Genomic DNA, 17838 nt, shown 5'->3' with positions numbered 1-17838 from the left:
TTACACTTAGTGGTGAAAGCGCTTGGCTTCCACTACATCATCTATCTGGCTGATTTTACTCAGCAGTTTGTTTAACGAGTCGAGGTTATACAGCTCCAGCGTCATATTAATCACCGCTGTTTGCGCTTTAATATCCGAGCTGCTGCTCATCTTGGTCACGTTGGCCTTTTCATTGGCCAATATACTGGTGATATCGCGCAGCAAGCCGTTGCGATCGTGCGCGACGATGCGGATATCCACCTCATAACCCGAGGCATATTTATCGCCCCAGGTGGCATCGACCACCCGCTCGGGGTGGCTGTCCTGCAGGGTTTTAAACTGATCACAGTCGTCGCGATGAATGGCAATACCGCGGCCCTGGGTAATGTAACCGATAATGGCATCGCCCGGCAGCGGGTGACAACAACCGGCCATATGGGTTAGCAGGTTACCCACGCCTTGCACCACCACGTCGCTTTTCGCTTTGGCCGGTGCCAAGGGCTTAGTGATTAAACGCGGGTCAATGTCCGGCTCTTCCGCTTTGGCATACTGGCTTTGAATAAAGTGCACCACCTGGGTCACTTTTATTTCGCCACCGCCAATGCCGACCAGTAGCTCTTCCATGCTATTGACGTTAAAGCGGCTTAACACCTTGGCCGGATATTCCATCACCAGGTTCAGCCGGGTCAGTTCGGTATCCAGCAGCTCTTTACCGGCAGCCAGGTTTTTATCTCTGTCCTGCAGGCGGAACCAGTACTGCACTTTGGAGCGCGCCCGGCTGGATTTTAAATAGCCCAGATGCGGGTTTAACCAATCGCGGCTGGGGTTGGGCTCGCGTCCGGTCAGAATTTCTACCTGATCGCCGGTTTTAAGCTGATAGGTAAAGGGCACAATACGGCCGGACACCTTAGCGCCAATGCAGCGATGGCCGACGTTAGAGTGCACATAGTAGGCAAAGTCCAGCGGTGTGGAGCCCATCGGTAAATCGACAATGTCGCCTTTGGGGGTAAACACATAGACCCTGTCTTCAATAACCTGATTACGCAGCTCTTCGGCTAAATCACTGCTGTCGACCACATCTTCCTGCCACTGCAGAATTTTACGCAGCCAGCCAATTTTTTCATCGTTAGCACCGTCTTTACCGGCGGTGGCACCTTCTTTGTAGCGCCAGTGCGCCGCAACGCCCAGCTCGGAGTCTTCGTGCATTTGCCGGGTGCGGATCTGAATTTCTACCGGCCGGCCCTGCGGGCCTAACACCACGGTATGAATAGACTGATAGCCGTTTTGCTTGGGTGTGGCGATGTAATCGTCAAACTCTTTGGGCAGATGGCGCCAGCTGGTGTGCACCAGACCTAAGGCGGCGTAGCAGTCTTGCACCCGTTCGGTAATAACCCGTACTGCGCGAATGTCATACAGCTGATCAAACGCCAGCTGCTTTTTCTGCATTTTTTTCCAGATACTGAAAATATGTTTTGGCCGGCCGTACACTTCAGCCTGCAGGTTGGCATCCGCCATTTTTTGCCGCACGCTGGCGACAAAGTCCTGCATGTACTGCTCGCGGTCCAGCCGCTTCTCTTCCAGCAGACTGGCAATTTGTTTATACAGTTGTGGGTGCAGATAGCGAAAAGCTAAATCTTCCAGCTCCCACTTTAACTGGCCAATGCCCAAACGGTTGGCCAGGGGCGCAAAAATGGCGTTGGTTTCTTTGGCGGCCAGTACCCGGGTTTCTTCATCGGCGTTTTTTACTTCACGCAGATAGCAGATTTGTGCCGCCAGCTTAATCACCACAGCGCGCACATCTTCTACCATCGCCAGCAACATACGGCGTAAATTGTCGGCTTGCTGCGGGTTAACACTCTGATTGGGGCCGGTGGGAATGGTGCGAATGGCTTCCATTTGCTGCACTGAGCGCAGCAGGCTTACCACTTGGCTGCTAAAAGCGGCCTCTACCTGCACACTGCTGACAAGCGCGGCGTCTAACAGCGGGAATAACAGCGCGGCTTGCAGCGAGTCGCTGTCCATTTTCAGCTCAGCGAGAATTTCGACCATCTCCCAGCCATGGCGTACCGCCGTTTCACTGTCGGTCAGCTGGTGCTGCTTTAAAAACTCGGCTGCCTGCATCAGGCTGCTGATTTTTTTCTCTGTCAGTCCAAGCGAGCAAAGCCACTCCAGCGTTTCTCCGCTGTTGTAGTCTGTTGTATGCGACTGACGAACCCTAACCATGTGCGCTTTCCTCTGTACTACCGGCTGAATAAGGCCATGACTTCAAGATGGCTGGTGTAACTAAACATATCGGCACCGCCGATCTTTTGCAGCTGATAGCCCTGCTGCAATAACACTTTGGCGTCACGGGCGAAGGTAGCCGCGTTGCACGACACGTACAATATCTGTGCCGGCTTTAAGCGGCATAATTGCTCTACTGCACCCACCGCGCCGGCGCGGGCCGGATCCAGCAATGCTTTGCTGTACTGCGACCGGTTCCAGTCTGCTTTAGGCCAGGCTAAATGCAAATCGGCCTGCTGTGCCACCACGTTGCTAAGACCGTTTACCTTAGCATTGGTTGCCAGCTGTTGCACCATTTTGGCCATGCCTTCTATGGCGTGCACTGTTTTAGCCCGCTGCGCCAGTGCCAGGGTAAAGTTACCCATGCCGGCATACAGCTCCAGTACGTTATCGTTGGGCCCCGGGTTCAGCCAGTCCAGCGCCTGATTAACCATCAGCTGATTAACCGCAGCATTAACCTGAATAAAATCGTCCGGTGCAAATTCCAGCTGCAGCCCCTGGTTTAGTCGGTAGCTTAGTGCTTTAGGTTCCTGCCAGTAATCAAACTGGCCACTTTGTGCCTCACCCAGCCACAGCGCTTCTGGCCAGGCGGCGATAAAGCGCTGACGCTGCTCAGCCGTAAGTGCTTTGGTATGGCGTAAAATCACCACCGGCTGCTGGTCTGTCATCAGCACTTCAGCGTGGGTAATGCTAGTCGGATCCGCTAGTGTCGGCACCAGCTGCTGTAACACGCTAAAAATCGGCTGTAGCGGCGCTGCCAGCACCATGCAGCTGGCCACATTAGTAATCTGTTTATCGCCCTGCTGGCGAAACCCGACACTTAAACGGCGCTGCTTTTTGTCATACCACACACCAATGCGGGCGCGGCGCCGGTAGCCGCTGTCATCTGCCACTAACATCGGCTGCCAGGGCAAGGCATTCAGCCCGGTCTGATGGCGGATAAGCTTATCAATGCCCTGCTGTTTTAACTGCCGTTGATTGTCCGGGCTGATATGTTGCAGCTGACAGCCACCACAGCTTGCCGCGTAAGGACAAAGCGGCGTAATGCGTAAGGCAGAGGCGTTTACTACGTTAACCGTGTTAGCTTTGATAAAACCGGCTTTATCTTCGCTGACACGCGCCTGCACCTGCTCGCCGGGTAAGGCAGCACTGATAAAAGCAATTTTATTACCCTGCTGGCTGATACCGTGCACTTCGTAATCGTGATCAGTGATGGTAAAAGATAAGACTTTACCCTGCAAACTGGCCTTGGGTTTGGCTTTGTATATGTTAACCATGAGCTCTCTGTTGCTGTTTTGCGTGCGTGGCGTGTAGGCAAGCGCGATGTCTTATGTCATTATCCGGTCTTGCCTTTTTTGCATTTTGCCAGCCGGTGACGACAATGAGTTTACGTTCTTGGTTACTGCTTTTAAGCTTGCTGCCAGCCTTGCTGGTTAGTGTAAGCTGTGCCGGTTATTTTAGCTATGTTCGCTACCAGGAGTTAGTACTTTCTTTTCAACACCGCGCTCAGGATATCGCCCTGCCGCTGGCGATAAGCAGCCAGGATTTACTGCAGCGTGAGCAGCTGACCGAACTGACCAAATTACTCAGCACTGCCCACCGCCTGCACTCGCCAGCACTGAGCAATATCAGCCTGTTAAGCCCAACGCATCAGCTTGTGGTGCAAACCAATCCGCAGCAGGCGATTGCTCTGCCAACGCCACAGAGCAAGGCGCAGAGCCAGCAACGGCTTTACCCTGATGATAATGCTGAATATTTGCTGCTTTATCAGCAACTGCCCCAAGCTGAGCAGGCCGCCGGCTATCTGGTGCTGCAACTGCCACTAACCACGCTACAACTGGCAAAACAGCAGTTGCTGCTGCAGGCACTGCTGGTGGCCTTCGGTTGCCTGCTCTGTATTGGTTTGCCGTTATATCTGCTGCTGCGTCTGTTATACCCGCAACTGCACAGCAGCCGCCGGCAACTGCAGCAATTATTATCCGACAGCCCGGTGCAGGCTGGCAGCCACAGCGTTATCCGCGAATTTAACGAGTTACAGCAGGGTCTGGTGCAGTTAGGTCAGCGCCGGCTGCAGCAAGAGCAGGACATGCAAAACCAGATTGAGCAGGTAACCGGCGACTTGCAGCAAAGTATGGAGCAGCTGGAAGTGCAGAATATCCAGCTCGATTTTGCCCGGCGTAAAGCGCAGGAAGACAACCGGCAAAAATCTGAATTTTTAGCCAAGATGAGCCATGAACTGCGCACGCCGCTAAATGGCGTGATCGGCTTTACCCGTCAGCTATTAAAAACCCAGCTGTCAGCCAGCCAGCATGATTACCTGACCACCATTCAAAAATCAGCCAACAGCTTGCTGCATCTGGTCAACGACGTGCTGGATTTCTCCAAGCTGGAAGAAGGCCGGCTGTCGATTAACCCCGAGCCTTTTTCGCTGCGCGATTTACTCAATGATGCCATTGAGCTGCTGGCAGCCAATGCCTTTGATAAACAACTCGAGCTGGTGCTGATGGTCGACCCGTCGTGCCCGGACGATCTGGTGGCCGATCCGGCACGCTTTATCCAGGTACTGATGAACATTGCCGGTAATGCGATTAAGTTTACCGATCACGGCAGCATAGTGGTGCGGGTATCCGCCACCTTGTTAAATGAAGATCAGCTTAGCCTGCACTGCTCAGTGCAGGATACCGGCCGCGGCATCAGCGACGAGCAACAGCAGCAGCTGTTTTTGGGTTTTACCACCCATGAGCAGCGCAGTCATCAGAGTGGCTCTGGCCTTGGCCTGATGATTTCACAGCGGCTGGTGAAGGCCATGGGCGGTAATATCGGCTTTGAAAGTAAACCCGCCGAAGGCTCAACCTTCTGGTTTACCATTAAATGCCTGCGCCATCAGCTTAGCGTCGCCGAGCCACTGCCGCTGGAGGTGCTGGAAAATAAACAGCTGCTGTACTTTGAGCCACAGCAGTACTCACGCGAAGCCACGTTAAACCTGCTGCACAGCTGGGGTCTGCAGGTTAGCGCCTGCGCCACCAAAGGCCAGTTGCAACAGGCGCTGGCCCATCAGCAACACTATGACATCGGCTTGATTGGCCGCACGGTAGCGATTAATCAGGTGAATCAGGTCATGGCGCTGATCCCGCAGCTAAAAGCCCAGTGCCACTATACCTATTTACTGGTCAATACGCTGTCACCGCACCTGCGCGAAACCTTATTAAAATCCGGTGCCGATGCCTGCTTATCTAAACCGCCACACCAACGCAAACTGGCCGCTACCCTGGCGCAGCCTTATTTACAGGCGAAAACGGCCCAGCACGAGCAGCAAGCCCCGCGCCCGGCCAGTTTAAAGGTGCTGACGGTAGATGATAATGATGCCAATCTGAAGCTAATAAACACCCTGCTGGCCGAGCAGGTAGAGCATATTGACTCTGCGCGTGATGGCGCCGAGGCCTGGCACAAAGCCACGCAGCACGCTTACGACATTATTTTTATGGACATTAATATGCCGGTTATGGACGGCGTAACCGCCTGTCAGCGCATCCGCCAAAGTTCATTAAACGAACACACGCCAATTGTTGCCGTAACTGCCCATGCGGTAGACGGCGAGCGTGCCCGCCTGCTGACACTGGGCTTTAATGAGTTCTTAACCAAGCCACTGGATGAAAAAATGCTGCACTGCAGCCTGCAGGAGTTCTGCCCGGCCAGCCGGCTTAGCGCGCCGGCACAGCAGTGGCCTGCCAGTAAGCTGGTCGATTGGCCGCAAGCGCTGGAGCGGGCCGGTGGTAAATGCCAGCTGATGAAAGACATGCTAAACATGCTGTTGGCCAGCTTACCCGCCAGCCGGGACGCGCTGCAGCACGCTGCGGCGGCAAATGACAGTGCCGCCCTGCTGCAACAGATCCACAAATTGCATGGTGCCTGCTGTTATACCGGTGTACCCCGGTTAAAACAGTTAGCGGAAATCATAGAGACGCAGTTAAAACAGGGTCAAAACCTGACCGCGCTGGAACCGGAATTATTAGAGCTGGATGATATTATTCAGGCTTTGCTAAGCGAGAGTCAGCATTGGTCTCAGTGGTAAAGCCTATTTAACACTATCCAACAAGGCCTGCGCCTGACAAGATGTTATTGCCGCTCCAGGATCACCGTGGCCACGGCGTAAGCCTGCTCATCGCTCAGCGACAACCAGATATGATTAACACCAAGCTGGGCGGCGCGCTGTGCAGCGCCATCGCTCAGACTAAGCTGTGGCGCGCCATCGCTGTTATTACTGACATGAAAATGCTGAAACGATACGCCACGGCCAATGCCGGTACCCAGCGCCTTGGCCGCAGCCTCTTTTACGGCAAAGCGCTTGGCAAAATAACGGGCACCGTTATCCGCGTTAGCCTGTGCCAACTCGTGGTATATCGCCTGCTCTGCCGCCGTGAGCACCCGCTTTACCAGCGCCGGGCTGCGGCTTAAGCTTTGGCTTATCCGGCTTATTTCTACAATATCGGTGCCAAGGCCCACTATCGCCATGTTAGCGACGTGCCTCGACCATCAACCGCTTCATTTCGCGTACCGCGGCATCTAAGCCGCTAAACACGGCGCGCGCAACGATTGCATGGCCAATATTCAGCTCGTGCATCTGCGGTATCGCGGCAATCGGATGCACATTATGGTAGTGCAGACCGTGGCCTGCGTTAACAATCAGCCCAAGTGACGCCGCAAAGGCCGCCGCCTCACTAATGCGCTTTAGCTCCGCTTGCGCCACAGCGGCATCCTGGGTTTCAGCGTACTTACCGGTGTGAATTTCGATATAGGGCGCACCGGCTTTAGCGGCGGCTTCAATTTGCCTGTGGTCAGCATCGATAAACAGCGACACCAGAATATTGTGCTCGCGCATTTGCGTTACCGCATCGGTAATACGGCTTAACTGGCCGGCCACTTCCAGGCCGCCTTCGGTGGTCAGCTCCTGGCGTTTCTCCGGTACAAAGCAAGCAAAATGGGGCTTTAACTCGCTGGCAATACCCAACATTTCGTCAGTGACCGCCATTTCAAAATTCAGCCGGGTGGCAATAGTCTGGCGCAGCACAAACACATCGCGGTCAATAATATGGCGGCGATCTTCGCGCAGGTGCACAGTAATGCCATCGGCACCGGCTTGCTCAGCTACCAGGGCAGCATGTACCGGCTCAGGGTAATAGGTGCCGCGGGCCTGGCGTAATGTCGCAACGTGATCAATGTTAACACCCAGAAAAATAGGATTATGCATGCTTACTCCAGCGTAAAATTAAAGGCCAGCAAACAGTGCGCGGCTGGCCAATGGCTTATTGCCTAATAAAGGTGCCAGCAGCTGGCGGCTAAGCTGCTTAGCGCTTAGCAGCGTGGCATTGTCCTGCCAGTTAGCCGCGCCGATATTCAGTAACTGCACGCCGGCGAAACCGGCTGATGCAGGCACAAAACCCTGCTCATGTTGCCACTGATAACAGGCGTTTGGTGCTATAGGCTCGCCCAGCGCATCATACTGCCAGTCTACCGGCTGGCCCAGCTCTGACAGCAAGGCGAATTCAAACTCGCGCAAACAGGGCTCAAGCCCGGCTTTGCCTTGCTGCACAGCCTGTAGCTGCGTGAGACACTGCTGATACAACTGAAACAACTGCTCAGCCGCCAGGTTATCCGGCCACAGCCGGCACACCAGCTCGTTAATATAGAGCCCGCTGTACAACACCTTGCCGCTCAGCAGCAGCGCCGGGCCAGCTTCATCGAGGCTTTTTACGGTTTTAAGCTCGCTGCGGCCCACCAGCTGCAAGTTATACAACTGAAACGGCTGTAATGCCTGACGGGTTTTACCCTGACGTTTACGCACCACCGCCGATAAACGCCCGAGCTGCGGCAGCAATAACTGCAGGATCAGCTTATCTTCGCCCAGCGGCCTGCTGTGTAAAATGTAGCCTGGCCAAAGCGCTGCTTGCATAAGGGCTTAGTCTTCACCATAACCCAGGCTGCGCAGTGCCCGTTCGTCGTCGGCCCAGCCCGATTTAACCTTGACCCAAATTTGTAAAAACACCGGCTGCTCCAGCATATTGGCCATATCCAGCCGCGCTTCAGTGGCAATGGTTTTAATACGCTCGCCTTTATTACCAATGACCATTTTTTTCTGGCTGTCGCGCTCAACTAATACTAAGGCCGCGATATGGTAATGTTTTTCTTCCCATTTAAAGCGTTCAATCTCTACCGTTACGGAATAAGGCAGCTCGTCGCCTAAAAAGCGCATCAGCTTTTCGCGCACAATTTCTGCTGCCATAAAGCGCATTGAGCGATCGGTGACATAATCATCCGGGAAGAAAAACTCACAAGGCGGCAAGTGCTTTTGCACCACAGCGCGTAGCGCCTCAATATTGTCGCCGGTTTCGGCCGACAGCGGCACGACATCAACAAAGTTCAGCTGGCTGCCGAGCCACTGTAAATGCGGCAACAGGGTGTCTTTATCGCGGTATAAATCAACTTTATTCACCACCAGCACCACCGGCTTTTTCGCCGCGATAAGCCGGTTTAGTACCATCTGGTCATCGTCGGTCCAACGCGTACCCTCGACCACAAACAGCACAAATTCCACATCTAAAATCGAGCTGGCAGCGGCTTTGTTCATTAAGCGGTTAATCGCGCGTTTCTCTTCGCTGTGTAGGCCCGGCGTGTCGACATAGACCGTCTGATAATTGTCGCGCGTATCAATACCGACAATACGGTGGCGCGTGGTTTGCGGTTTTTTCGACGTAATGCTGACCTTTTGCCCCACCAGTTTGTTTAATAAGGTAGATTTGCCGACATTGGGCCGCCCGACAATGGCAACCAGCGCAGCATATGTGGGTAAGGTGGTGTTATCTGTCATTTTTTAACTGTTCCAGCGCCATGTGAGCGGCGTCCTGCTCTGCCTTGCGGCGTGAACTGCCGGTAGCGGTTATTGGGGCCATGCCGGCAATACTGCAGCGCACGGTGAAGGTTTGCTGATGCGCCTCGCCAACAGTGGCTATTACATCGTACACCGGCAAGGCTAAGCGTAGCCCCTGCAGATATTCCTGCAAGCGGGTCTTGGAGTCTTTCTGCTCGCCTGGGGTAATGGTCTCCAGCCGGCTGCCAAACCAGAGTAAAATGCGCGCTTTACAGGCTTCCATACCACTATCGAGGTAAATGGCGCCCAAAATGGCTTCTACCGCGTCGGCTAAAATAGACTCACGGCGAAAACCACCGCTTTTCAGCTCGCCCGGCCCTAAGCGCAAATACTCTGACAAGCGCAGTTCCTGCGCTATCTCGGCCAGGGTAACGCCTTTTACCAAGGTCGCGCGCATACGGGTAAGGTCGCCCTCGCGTGCTTTGGGGAAATGGCTGAACAAGGTTTCGGCAATGACCAGGCTAAGCACCGCATCGCCTAAAAACTCTAAGCGTTCGTTGTGTTGGCCTTTGCAGCTGCGGTGTGTCAGCGCCTGCTCCAGCAGGCTAATATCAGAAAACTGATAGCCCAAACGGGCCATCAGTGGGGTTAACGATTTTTGCATTACTGTCTCGTGTCTGCTGTTAGCGCGGCTTAGTGAATAGCGCCCAGCCGCTCAAAACGCACACCTGTCGGCACCCAGCCGGGTAACCAGCTGTCCGGATCGTCGCTAAACTCAAAACTCATCCAGATAAACACCGCTTTACCCACCATATTGTGCTCGGGCACAAAGCCCCAGAAGCGGCCATCGCGGCTGTTATCGCGGTTATCGCCCAGCACAAAATAGTGGCCTTCTGGCACGATAAATTCGTCTATCGCCGTGCCACGCTGCTTAAAGAAGAATTCGGTATGCTCACGCCGGGCGGGTGTTTGCAGGATATCAAAGCTGGCCTCGCCTAACTGCTCAGTGTAGCGGCGCTGCGGGTACTGCTCCTGATAAAACTCACCTTCATTTTTCAGTGTTTGGGCCACCATTTCCAGCGTGCCACAGTCAGTGCTTTGGCCCGCCTGACAGGCTTTTTCAATAAACAGCTGTTTGTTACGGTAAATGATCCTGTCGCCCGGTACGCCGATAACCCGTTTGATGTAGTCTACCGTAGGCTGCTCGGGGTACTTAAATACCGCCACATCGCCACGCTGCGGCTTGTTATTGCTGTACAGCGTCTTGCGCCAGACCGGATCTTTAACATCGTAAGAGAATTTTTCCACCAGAATAAAGTCGCCCACCAGTAAGGTTGGCATCATAGAGCCTGACGGAATTTGAAACGGCTCATAAATAAACGAGCGGAAAATGGTGATAAGCGCAATCACCGGGAAGATGGACTTGGCGGTTTCCACAATTTGTGGCTCTTTGGTGAGCTCCTCGGTGGCCTCAACTGGCAGCTGACCGGTCGCAGAGCTTTGTGCCAGCGCCAGTTTTTGCTGGCGCTTAGGTGCCAGCACCAGCGCATCGAGCAACCAGATTAAGCCACTGGCCAGCGTCAGCAGTACCAGAAAAATTGCAAAATAACCCGCCATGCTAAACCCTTTTATTTACCCACTTTCAATATGGCCAGGAAGGCTTCTTGTGGTACTTCCACGTTACCCACCTGCTTCATGCGTTTTTTACCTTCTTTTTGCTTTTGCAGCAGCTTTTTCTTCCGGCTAACGTCACCGCCGTAACACTTAGCTAATACGTTTTTACGCATTTGCTTAATAGTGGTACGGGCAATAACGTGGTTACCTATGGCGGCCTGAATAGCAATATCAAACATCTGCCGTGGGATCAGCTCTTTGAGCTTCTCAGCCAGCTCACGGCCACGGCCCTGGGCGAAATCGATATGGCTGATAATGGCCAGCGCATCAACACGCTCGCCGTTGATCAGAATATCTACCCGTTGCATGTTCGAGGTTTGGAAGCGCTTAAAGCTGTAATCCAGCGAGGCATAGCCACGGCTGGTAGACTTTAAGCGGTCAAAGAAGTCCATGACCACTTCTGCCATTGGCAGCTCGTAGGTAACCGCGACCTGACGGCCGTGGTAGAGCATATTGGTTTGCACACCGCGCTTTTCGATACACAGCGTAATAACGTTACCCAGATATTCCTGCGGTACCAGGATATGCGCTTCCACAATAGGTTCGCGAATTTCGTCAATATCGTTGGTCGGTGGCAGGCTACTGGGGTTGTCTACCATGACGATATCGCCGTTTTTCTTCACCACTTCATACACTACCGTCGGCGCTGTGGTAATCAGGTCTAAATCGTATTCGCGCTCTAAACGCTCCTGAATAATTTCCATGTGCAACATGCCAAGGAAACCGATGCGGAAACCAAAGCCCAGTGCACCGGAGTTCTCCGGCTCGTAAAACAGCGAAGAGTCATTCAGACTCAGCTTGGCCAGCGCATCACGAAAATCTTCATAGTCATCGCTCGACACCGGGAACACACCGGCATATACCTGCGGTTTAATGCGTTTGAAACCGGGCAATGGCTTTTCGGCCGCGTTTTTCGCCAATGTGAGGGTATCACCCACCGGCGCGCCTTTAATTTCTTTAATACCGGCGATAACAAAGCCTACTTCACCGGTTTTCAGCTCACCGGTGTTAGTGGCTTTAGGGCTGAATACGCCGACTTTATCTACTTCGTAGGTTTGGCCGGTCGACATCACTTTAATTTTGTCTTTTTCTTTAATGCTGCCGTGCTTTACCCGCACCAAAGACACCACGCCCTGGTAAGAGTCGAACCAGGAGTCAATAATCAGTGCCTGGGTAGGCTGCTCCGGTTCGCCTTCCGGTGGCGGAATTTTTTTCACGATAGTTTCCAGTACGTCTTTAATGCCCAGGCCGGTTTTGGCTGAACACTGCACTGCGCCTACTGCTTCAATACCGATAATATCTTCAATTTCCTGCGATACACGATCCGGATCGGCTTGCGGTAAGTCGATTTTATTCAGTACCGGCAGTACCTCTAAATTCATATCCAACGCGGTGTAGCAGTTGGCTACCGTTTGCGCTTCTACCCCCTGGCCGGCATCGACTACCAGCAGTGCCCCTTCACAGGCGGCCAGCGAGCGGCTGACTTCATAGGTAAAATCGACGTGGCCTGGTGTATCGATAAAGTTCAGCTGGTAGGTTTCGCCGTCATCAGCTTTGTAATGCAGGGTGACGCTTTGCGCCTTGATGGTAATACCGCGCTCGCGTTCCAAGTCCATCGAGTCCAATACCTGCTGCTGCATCTCGCGGTCAGACAGGCCACCACAGTACTGAATTAACCGGTCAGACAGTGTCGATTTACCATGGTCAATGTGGGCGATGATAGAAAAGTTTCTGATATGAGTGAGTTTAGGCATCTTGTCCGCAAAAAACAGTAGGCGTAGCACAGGGCGCTATGGTGTTAGTTAACCAAAACCTGCAGCAGTGCAACGCGGGTTATTCCGATAAATTAGCGCGAATTGTACTCTATCCAGCGCGCGCTTGCTATGTGTTATTGCTGCACGCCAACCGAAGGCAGCACCTGTAGGATCACTACCTGACTGTGTTGCTCCTGCTGTTTGCCATAGCGACGTGCCAGCATAAACCCCGCAGCAGCACCTAACAGCCCCAGTAGCATCAGGTAACCCTCTCTAAGTCCGGCAGCCGCGCCGGCTAATGCCAGAGTTAACAGCAATACCAGCGGCAGTAAATACACCATCAGGGCGGCGACAATCAGTTGCTGTTCGCTCAGGCCGACTTTTACCTGCTCGCCGGGCAATAAGTTTAAACGGGTAGGGACAAAAAACTGCTGGCTGCGCGCAGTTAAGGTTTTAGCGACGATACCGGTACCGCAATCACTGGACACCTGACAGGCATTACAGCTGGCCACCGGGGTAGAGCTTAACCAAACGCCGTCTTGCTCAACCCGCAGTACGGTAGCAATTTGCTCGACCATCAGCGTACCGCTGCTGCCAGTTGCCGGGCAGTATCTATACTCACCGGGCCGATTACCGTCACTTCCAGCTGGGCATTGGTTTGCACATAAATGGTGGTGGCACCATCGCGGTACGCCTGGGTAGGTAAACGCTGGGCGTTTTGCACAAATACCGATACCTGATGCAGGCCATCGCTTAGTAGCCAATAGCTTAACAAGCTGCCTTCAAGCTGCGGTATGCTGGCCGGCTCTGCCACTGGCTGATAACCTTCCGGCAGCCAGGTTAGCTGGTGGATACTGTTAAAAACCGCGGCAACCGTGGTATCAGCCGGCTTGGGTAACTCGGCCGCCATCAGGGCGCGTAAATTCTCCGGCAGCTCCGGACTTATCTGCATATGGGTAACCAGCCAACGCTCCAGCGCGTTCTGGTTATCTGACATAGTATCGATGCGCAGCGGAAAGCCAGTTTGCGCGTCTAACCATAACCAATAATGGTGGCGCCCATTTTCTTTTGCGGTAAGACGCAATAGCTGAGCGCTGCGACCCGACATCACTGAGCTACTGCCAGCAACCGCATGGTAAAGCTTACTAATGGTGTCTTTGTCTTCAAACAACAGCGCTGGCAGTTCGGGGATATGGCTGGCGCGGGTAACAAAGGCCGGCCGGTCAGTGAGCAAATAATACACCAGTGCATCGCGGCGCAGAATGTCTACACCACTGGTGTCCAGCGGAATAAGATGTTCTATTTCCTGATCGGCTGTCTGGCCATGTAACCAGCGGTAGGTGTCGACTTTGCTGCCTTTTAACACCACGAAAGAGGTGTCAAAGTTGTAGTGTTTAACCGCGTACTGCACTTTATCAAACAGCTGCCAGGCAGTCTGCTCGGCGTGCGCCAGGGCAGACAGCAGCATGAATACAATGGCACTACATACGCCAGAGGTTCGCATCATTAAGGCTCGTTAGGTTTGGGTCCGTCATTGTTTTGCTGTTTGGCTTGCTGTGCCTGCTCCATTACCCGCACTTGCTGGCGATGGGCGTTTAATAGCGCCTGCAACCGCTTTTGCTGCTCCAACATCGCTTGCTGCTCTTGCTCAGCGAAACGGTCAGACACTGTGGTTTGGCTTAAGCTAACCGGGGTAGCAAAACCGGCAATTGGCTGGGTTTGCAACATAGGTTGAGGGGTCAGCATCTCTTCACCGGGCTGTTGATACTGCTGCACACCCAGTACTGCAATCAGCGCCACACCTGCTGCCACAGCGCCCTGTGCCACAGGTTGCAGCCAGCGGCCATTCGCCGCCTGTGCCACACCGCTTTTAATCCGGCTGAACAGGCTTTGGCTGCTTTTTAGCTGATAGGTTGGTTCGTTTTCCAGTGCGGCAGCAAAGTCATCGGCAAAACTGGCCGGTAACGGGCTTTGCGTTTCGTGGCGTAACACAGCACCTAGCATCTGATAGCGCTCCAGTGTTTGCTGCAACTGCGCACTACTGAGCAAGCTGTCAAGCTGAGCTTTACTCAGTGGCTGGTTGTCGCTGGCAGCTGAAAGCCAATCCTGATTTTCTAACGACATAATGTTTCCTGTCTTAATTACTGGTTGTTGCCCTGCCCGCTAGCTTATTAACGGCTTAAGCTGCAGATCAATTGCTTCCCTGGCGCGAAAAATGCGGCTGCGGACAGTGCCTATCGGGCACCCCATCACATCTGCAATTTCCTCGTAACTTAACCCTTCCAGCTCACGCAGCGTAATGGCCGTGCGCAGCTCGTCCGGCAGTTTTTCTATGGTGCTAAACACCACATGACGGATCTCGTCGGATAACAGCAGTTTTTCCGGTGAGTCCTGTTCTTTTAACGCATCGCTACCTTCAAAATATTCGGCATCTTCTGCGTCTACATCGGTTGCCGGCGGCTTACGGCCATTGGCAACCAAATAATTTTTCGCACTGTTCACGGCGATGCGATACAACCAGGTATAAAAGGCGCTTTCGCCGCGAAACCCCGGTATTGCCCGGTAAGCTTTAATAAAGGCTTCCTGCGCCACATCGGCTACGTCTCCGTGGTTAGAAACGTAGCGTGAAATTAAGTTCGCAATACGATGCTGATATTTTCGCACCAATACATTAAACGCGGCTTTATCGCCTTGCTGTACGCGCTGGACAATCTGCCAGTCCAATTCTTGCTCGCTCATATCTGAGCTTATCCCCTGTAATACTCGTCTTTATGCTAACTGGCGCTTATCTCGCGTGCAGTTAGGACTCTGGGTCTGAGAAATAGTTCTGCTAAGTTTGACAAAAAAGCTACAATAGCGGCACTTTCATTGATGGCAAGTGTATCGCATGACGCAAGCAAATGAACATCTGTGTGACGTTTTAATTATCGGCAGTGGTGCCGCCGGGCTGTCGCTGGCGTTGCAGCTGGCAGAGCAGGCAAAGGTGCTGGTGTTAAGTAAAGGCCCGCTGCGTGAGGGCTCGACCCTGTATGCCCAGGGTGGTATTGCTGCCGTATTTGATGAAAACGACAGTATCGCCTCTCATGTGGAAGATACGCTGATTGCCGGCGCCGGTTTATGCGATAAAACTGCCGTGCAGTTCACCGCGGGCAATGCCAAAGCGGCGATGGAATGGCTGATTGCGCAAGGCGTACCCTTTGACCAGTACAAAGATGAGGATGGCAGCCTTAAATATCATTTAACCCGCGAGGGTGGCCACAGCCACCGCCGTATATTGCATGCGGCTGATGCCACCGGCCAGGCCGTGCAGATTACGCTAGTCGATCAGGTGAAAGCACACCCGAATATCCGCTTGCTGGAAAACTATAACGCGATAGATTTGATTAATGGCCGCAAGCTGGGGCTAGACCCCAAACGCTGCTATGGCGCCTATGTCTGGAATAAAAGCGCGGCCAAAGTAGAGCTGGTTAAAGCGCGCTTTACCGCACTGGCTACCGGCGGCGCCAGCAAGGTGTATCTGTACACCAGTAACCCCGATGTCGCCAGTGGTGATGGGATTGCCATGGCCTGGCGCGCTGGCTGCCGGGTGGCCAATATGGAGTTTAACCAGTTTCACCCGACCAGCTTGTATCACCCCGATGCACCTAATTTTTTAATCACCGAAGCGATGCGCGGTGAAGGCGCCTATTTAAAACGGCCGGATGGCAGCCGCTTTATGCCTGATTTTGATGCGCGCGCCGAGTTAGCACCACGCGACATTGTTGCCCGTGCCATCGACTATGAAATGAAGCGTCTGGGCGCTAACTGCGTGTATCTGGATATCAGCCACAAGCCAAAAGATTTTATTATTGAGCACTTCCCCACTATCTACGCTAAGTGCTTAAGTGTTGGCATCGACATTACCAAACAGCCGATACCTGTGGTACCGGCCGCCCACTATACCTGTGGCGGCGTGATGACTGACTTAAACAGCAAAACCGACTTAGATAACTTATACGCTGTTGGTGAAGTTGCCTACACGGGTTTGCATGGTGCTAACCGCATGGCCAGTAACTCATTGCTGGAGTGCGTGGTATTTGCCCGCGCCGCAGCGCAACATATTTTGGCCCAGCTGGACAAACAAAGCCCACTACCGACGCTGCCTGCCTGGGATGATAGCCGGGTGAGTGATTCTGATGAAGAAGTGGTCATAACGCACAACTGGCATGAGCTTAGGCTTTTTATGTGGGATTATGTTGGCATAGTACGCACCAATAAGCGGCTGGAACGCGCACTGCACCGGGTAGAACTATTACAACGGGAAATCCAGGACTATTACAGCCATTTCCGTGTCAGCCATAACCTGCTGGAGCTGCGTAATCTGGTACAGGTAGCAGAGCTGATTATCCGCTGCGCCATGCAACGACAAGAAAGCCGGGGCCTGCACTACAACCTGGATTACCCGCAGCAGCGTGAAGGCAGTGGCCCCAGCATCCTGACGCCTAAAGCCTAATGCTGTAGCTTAATCTACCGGCTGGCGCTGCCAGTTAGCCTGATTAACCGCCCGTGCCAGTGCACGAAACTGCGCTCGCGGGCATTGATCGGCAAATACCCACTGCTGGCTTATCGCCTTACTATTATCCCGTTGCCAGCACAACTTGATGGCCCACTGGCTAACCAAGCCACCACACAACGTGCCGCTGACAACAGCGGCGCTTGCTGGCAGCGTAAACCAATGCACAGTACCGTCAGCATGTAACAGTAATGCTTGCGGCTGGCGTAACTGCTGATATTGTCTGACACCCAGCCAATAACTGCTGAACAGCAAAGGTACTGCCAACAATAAGGCCCACCAGGGCATGGGCACCAGCCCGAATAACAGTGGCGGCCATAGGGCCGTCAGCATGAGCACACGTTGTGCCCAACGCGACGGCGTCAGCACCAGCTCAGACGCGGACACGATCCAGGATCAGCTGAATAAGGGCCTGAATAGCTGCATCTGACGATTTGGCGTGACCCATAAACCAGGCAAATAAATCCGGGTCATCACAGGCCAGTAGACGCTCAAAATCTTGTTTCTGTTGTAAATCCAGGGCGTCGTAACCTTCTTCCACGAACGGTGCCAACAGCACATCCAGCTCCAGCATGCCGCGCCGACACGCCCAGCGTAGCCGGGGTTTACTCATTAATTCTGCCATATCTGCTTTATCATTCCTGTTTTAGTTAATTTGCTGCCGGGTACAGCCCTATTGCCGGCTGATTCTAACAAAATTCCACCCGCGGGGTTGAGCTTTTGCCGCTTAC

Annotated in this window: 17 protein-coding genes; 2 read left to right on the top strand and 15 right to left on the bottom strand. The window is 53.4% G+C overall.

Features of this window, described 5'->3' with window-relative positions; translation table 11 throughout:
* Positions 1–6: 6 nt before the first annotated feature.
* Positions 7–2202, bottom strand: coding sequence for a GTP diphosphokinase (relA, locus tag ABGI61_RS15385; protein ID WP_347602778.1), 2196 nt, complete (start codon positions 2200–2202; stop codon positions 7–9).
* A gap of 17 nt (positions 2203–2219) precedes the next feature.
* Positions 2220–3539 carry a 23S rRNA (uracil(1939)-C(5))-methyltransferase RlmD gene (rlmD, locus tag ABGI61_RS15380; protein ID WP_347602775.1) on the bottom strand — a complete coding sequence of 440 codons (1320 nt, stop codon included), beginning with the start codon at positions 3537–3539 and terminating at the stop codon, positions 2220–2222.
* 104 nt (positions 3540–3643) lie between these two features.
* Here rlmD and ABGI61_RS15375 point away from each other — a divergent pair, with 104 nt between their 5' ends.
* Positions 3644–6334: a response regulator gene (locus ABGI61_RS15375; protein WP_347602772.1), complete on the top strand. Its 2691-nt coding sequence runs from the start codon at positions 3644–3646 to the stop codon at positions 6332–6334.
* A gap of 44 nt (positions 6335–6378) precedes the next feature.
* Here ABGI61_RS15375 and acpS read toward each other — a convergent pair whose 3' ends face one another.
* From acpS to rpoE, 11 genes are all read right to left on the bottom strand, one after another.
* On the bottom strand, positions 6379–6774 hold the full coding sequence (gene acpS / locus ABGI61_RS15370) for a holo-ACP synthase (RefSeq protein WP_347602769.1): 396 nt from the start codon (positions 6772–6774) through the stop codon (positions 6379–6381).
* 1 nt (position 6775) lies between these two features.
* On the bottom strand, positions 6776–7510 hold the full coding sequence (gene pdxJ, locus ABGI61_RS15365) for a pyridoxine 5'-phosphate synthase (RefSeq protein WP_347602766.1): 735 nt from the start codon (positions 7508–7510) through the stop codon (positions 6776–6778).
* Positions 7511–7528: 18 nt separating this feature from the next.
* Complete coding sequence (gene recO / locus ABGI61_RS15360) at positions 7529–8212, bottom strand: DNA repair protein RecO (RefSeq protein ID WP_347602763.1); 684 nt, start codon at positions 8210–8212, stop codon at positions 7529–7531.
* Between the two features lie 6 nt (positions 8213–8218).
* On the bottom strand, positions 8219–9127 hold the full coding sequence (gene era, locus ABGI61_RS15355; RefSeq protein ID WP_008223353.1) for a GTPase Era: 909 nt from the start codon (positions 9125–9127) through the stop codon (positions 8219–8221).
* On the bottom strand, positions 9117–9791 hold the full coding sequence (gene rnc / locus ABGI61_RS15350; RefSeq protein ID WP_347602759.1) for a ribonuclease III: 675 nt from the start codon (positions 9789–9791) through the stop codon (positions 9117–9119). The genes era and rnc overlap by 11 nt, the downstream gene beginning before the upstream one ends.
* Positions 9792–9820: 29 nt before the next feature.
* A complete protein-coding gene (gene lepB, locus ABGI61_RS15345) occupies positions 9821–10744 on the bottom strand; it encodes a signal peptidase I (RefSeq protein ID WP_347602756.1) in 924 nt (307 codons plus the stop codon).
* Between the two features lie 11 nt (positions 10745–10755).
* A complete protein-coding gene (gene lepA, locus ABGI61_RS15340) occupies positions 10756–12555 on the bottom strand; it encodes a translation elongation factor 4 (protein ID WP_347602753.1) in 1800 nt (599 codons plus the stop codon).
* A 134-nt stretch (positions 12556–12689) separates the two neighbouring features.
* A complete protein-coding gene (locus ABGI61_RS15335; protein WP_347602750.1) occupies positions 12690–13133 on the bottom strand; it encodes a SoxR reducing system RseC family protein in 444 nt (147 codons plus the stop codon).
* The gene (locus ABGI61_RS15330) at positions 13133–14062 is read right to left on the bottom strand and encodes a MucB/RseB C-terminal domain-containing protein (protein ID WP_347602747.1); all 930 of its coding nucleotides are present in this window, start codon (positions 14060–14062) and stop codon (positions 13133–13135) included. The genes ABGI61_RS15335 and ABGI61_RS15330 overlap by 1 nt, the downstream gene beginning before the upstream one ends.
* Positions 14062–14679, bottom strand: coding sequence for a sigma-E factor negative regulatory protein (locus ABGI61_RS15325; RefSeq protein WP_347602744.1), 618 nt, complete (start codon positions 14677–14679; stop codon positions 14062–14064). The genes ABGI61_RS15330 and ABGI61_RS15325 overlap by 1 nt, the downstream gene beginning before the upstream one ends.
* Positions 14680–14718: 39 nt before the next feature.
* Positions 14719–15294 carry an RNA polymerase sigma factor RpoE gene (rpoE, locus tag ABGI61_RS15320; protein ID WP_008223366.1) on the bottom strand — a complete coding sequence of 192 codons (576 nt, stop codon included), beginning with the start codon at positions 15292–15294 and terminating at the stop codon, positions 14719–14721.
* Between the two features lie 148 nt (positions 15295–15442).
* Between rpoE and nadB the strand changes: the two genes are divergently transcribed.
* Positions 15443–17047 carry an L-aspartate oxidase gene (nadB, locus tag ABGI61_RS15315; RefSeq protein ID WP_347602741.1) on the top strand — a complete coding sequence of 535 codons (1605 nt, stop codon included), beginning with the start codon at positions 15443–15445 and terminating at the stop codon, positions 17045–17047.
* 9 nt (positions 17048–17056) lie between these two features.
* Here nadB and ABGI61_RS15310 read toward each other — a convergent pair whose 3' ends face one another.
* Positions 17057–17494 carry a protein YgfX gene (locus ABGI61_RS15310; protein WP_347602738.1) on the bottom strand — a complete coding sequence of 146 codons (438 nt, stop codon included), beginning with the start codon at positions 17492–17494 and terminating at the stop codon, positions 17057–17059.
* Positions 17481–17732 (bottom strand): FAD assembly factor SdhE, encoded by a 252-nt coding sequence (locus tag ABGI61_RS15305; RefSeq protein WP_347602735.1) that lies wholly within the window; start codon positions 17730–17732, stop codon positions 17481–17483. Before ABGI61_RS15305 ends, ABGI61_RS15310 begins: the two co-directional genes overlap by 14 nt.
* Positions 17733–17838 lie beyond the last annotated feature (106 nt).

Origin of the sequence: Rheinheimera fenheensis (genome assembly GCF_039871805.1) — a bacterium.
Lineage (GTDB): Bacteria > Pseudomonadota > Gammaproteobacteria > Enterobacterales > Alteromonadaceae > Alishewanella > Alishewanella fenheensis.
The sequence above is the reverse complement of the archived record's forward strand: the minus strand, read 5'-3'. Positions and strand labels throughout refer to the sequence as shown.

Coding starts and splice junctions, on each gene's coding strand:
- recO (WP_347602763.1), bottom strand. CDS start 8,212: ATGCAAGCAGCGCTTTGGCCAGGCTACATTTTACACAGCAGGCCGCTG.
- ABGI61_RS15325 (WP_347602744.1), bottom strand. CDS start 14,679: ATGTCGTTAGAAAATCAGGATTGGCTTTCAGCTGCCAGCGACAACCAG.
- era (WP_008223353.1), bottom strand. CDS start 9,127: ATGACAGATAACACCACCTTACCCACATATGCTGCGCTGGTTGCCATT.
- lepB (WP_347602756.1), bottom strand. CDS start 10,744: ATGGCGGGTTATTTTGCAATTTTTCTGGTACTGCTGACGCTGGCCAGT.
- ABGI61_RS15375 (WP_347602772.1), top strand. CDS start 3,644: ATGAGTTTACGTTCTTGGTTACTGCTTTTAAGCTTGCTGCCAGCCTTG.
- rlmD (WP_347602775.1), bottom strand. CDS start 3,539: ATGGTTAACATATACAAAGCCAAACCCAAGGCCAGTTTGCAGGGTAAA.
- ABGI61_RS15330 (WP_347602747.1), bottom strand. CDS start 14,062: ATGATGCGAACCTCTGGCGTATGTAGTGCCATTGTATTCATGCTGCTG.
- pdxJ (WP_347602766.1), bottom strand. CDS start 7,510: ATGCATAATCCTATTTTTCTGGGTGTTAACATTGATCACGTTGCGACA.
- lepA (WP_347602753.1), bottom strand. CDS start 12,555: ATGCCTAAACTCACTCATATCAGAAACTTTTCTATCATCGCCCACATT.
- nadB (WP_347602741.1), top strand. CDS start 15,443: ATGACGCAAGCAAATGAACATCTGTGTGACGTTTTAATTATCGGCAGT.
- rpoE (WP_008223366.1), bottom strand. CDS start 15,294: ATGAGCGAGCAAGAATTGGACTGGCAGATTGTCCAGCGCGTACAGCAA.
- rnc (WP_347602759.1), bottom strand. CDS start 9,791: ATGCAAAAATCGTTAACCCCACTGATGGCCCGTTTGGGCTATCAGTTT.
- ABGI61_RS15335 (WP_347602750.1), bottom strand. CDS start 13,133: ATGGTCGAGCAAATTGCTACCGTACTGCGGGTTGAGCAAGACGGCGTT.
- relA (WP_347602778.1), bottom strand. CDS start 2,202: ATGGTTAGGGTTCGTCAGTCGCATACAACAGACTACAACAGCGGAGAA.
- ABGI61_RS15305 (WP_347602735.1), bottom strand. CDS start 17,732: ATGGCAGAATTAATGAGTAAACCCCGGCTACGCTGGGCGTGTCGGCGC.
- acpS (WP_347602769.1), bottom strand. CDS start 6,774: ATGGCGATAGTGGGCCTTGGCACCGATATTGTAGAAATAAGCCGGATA.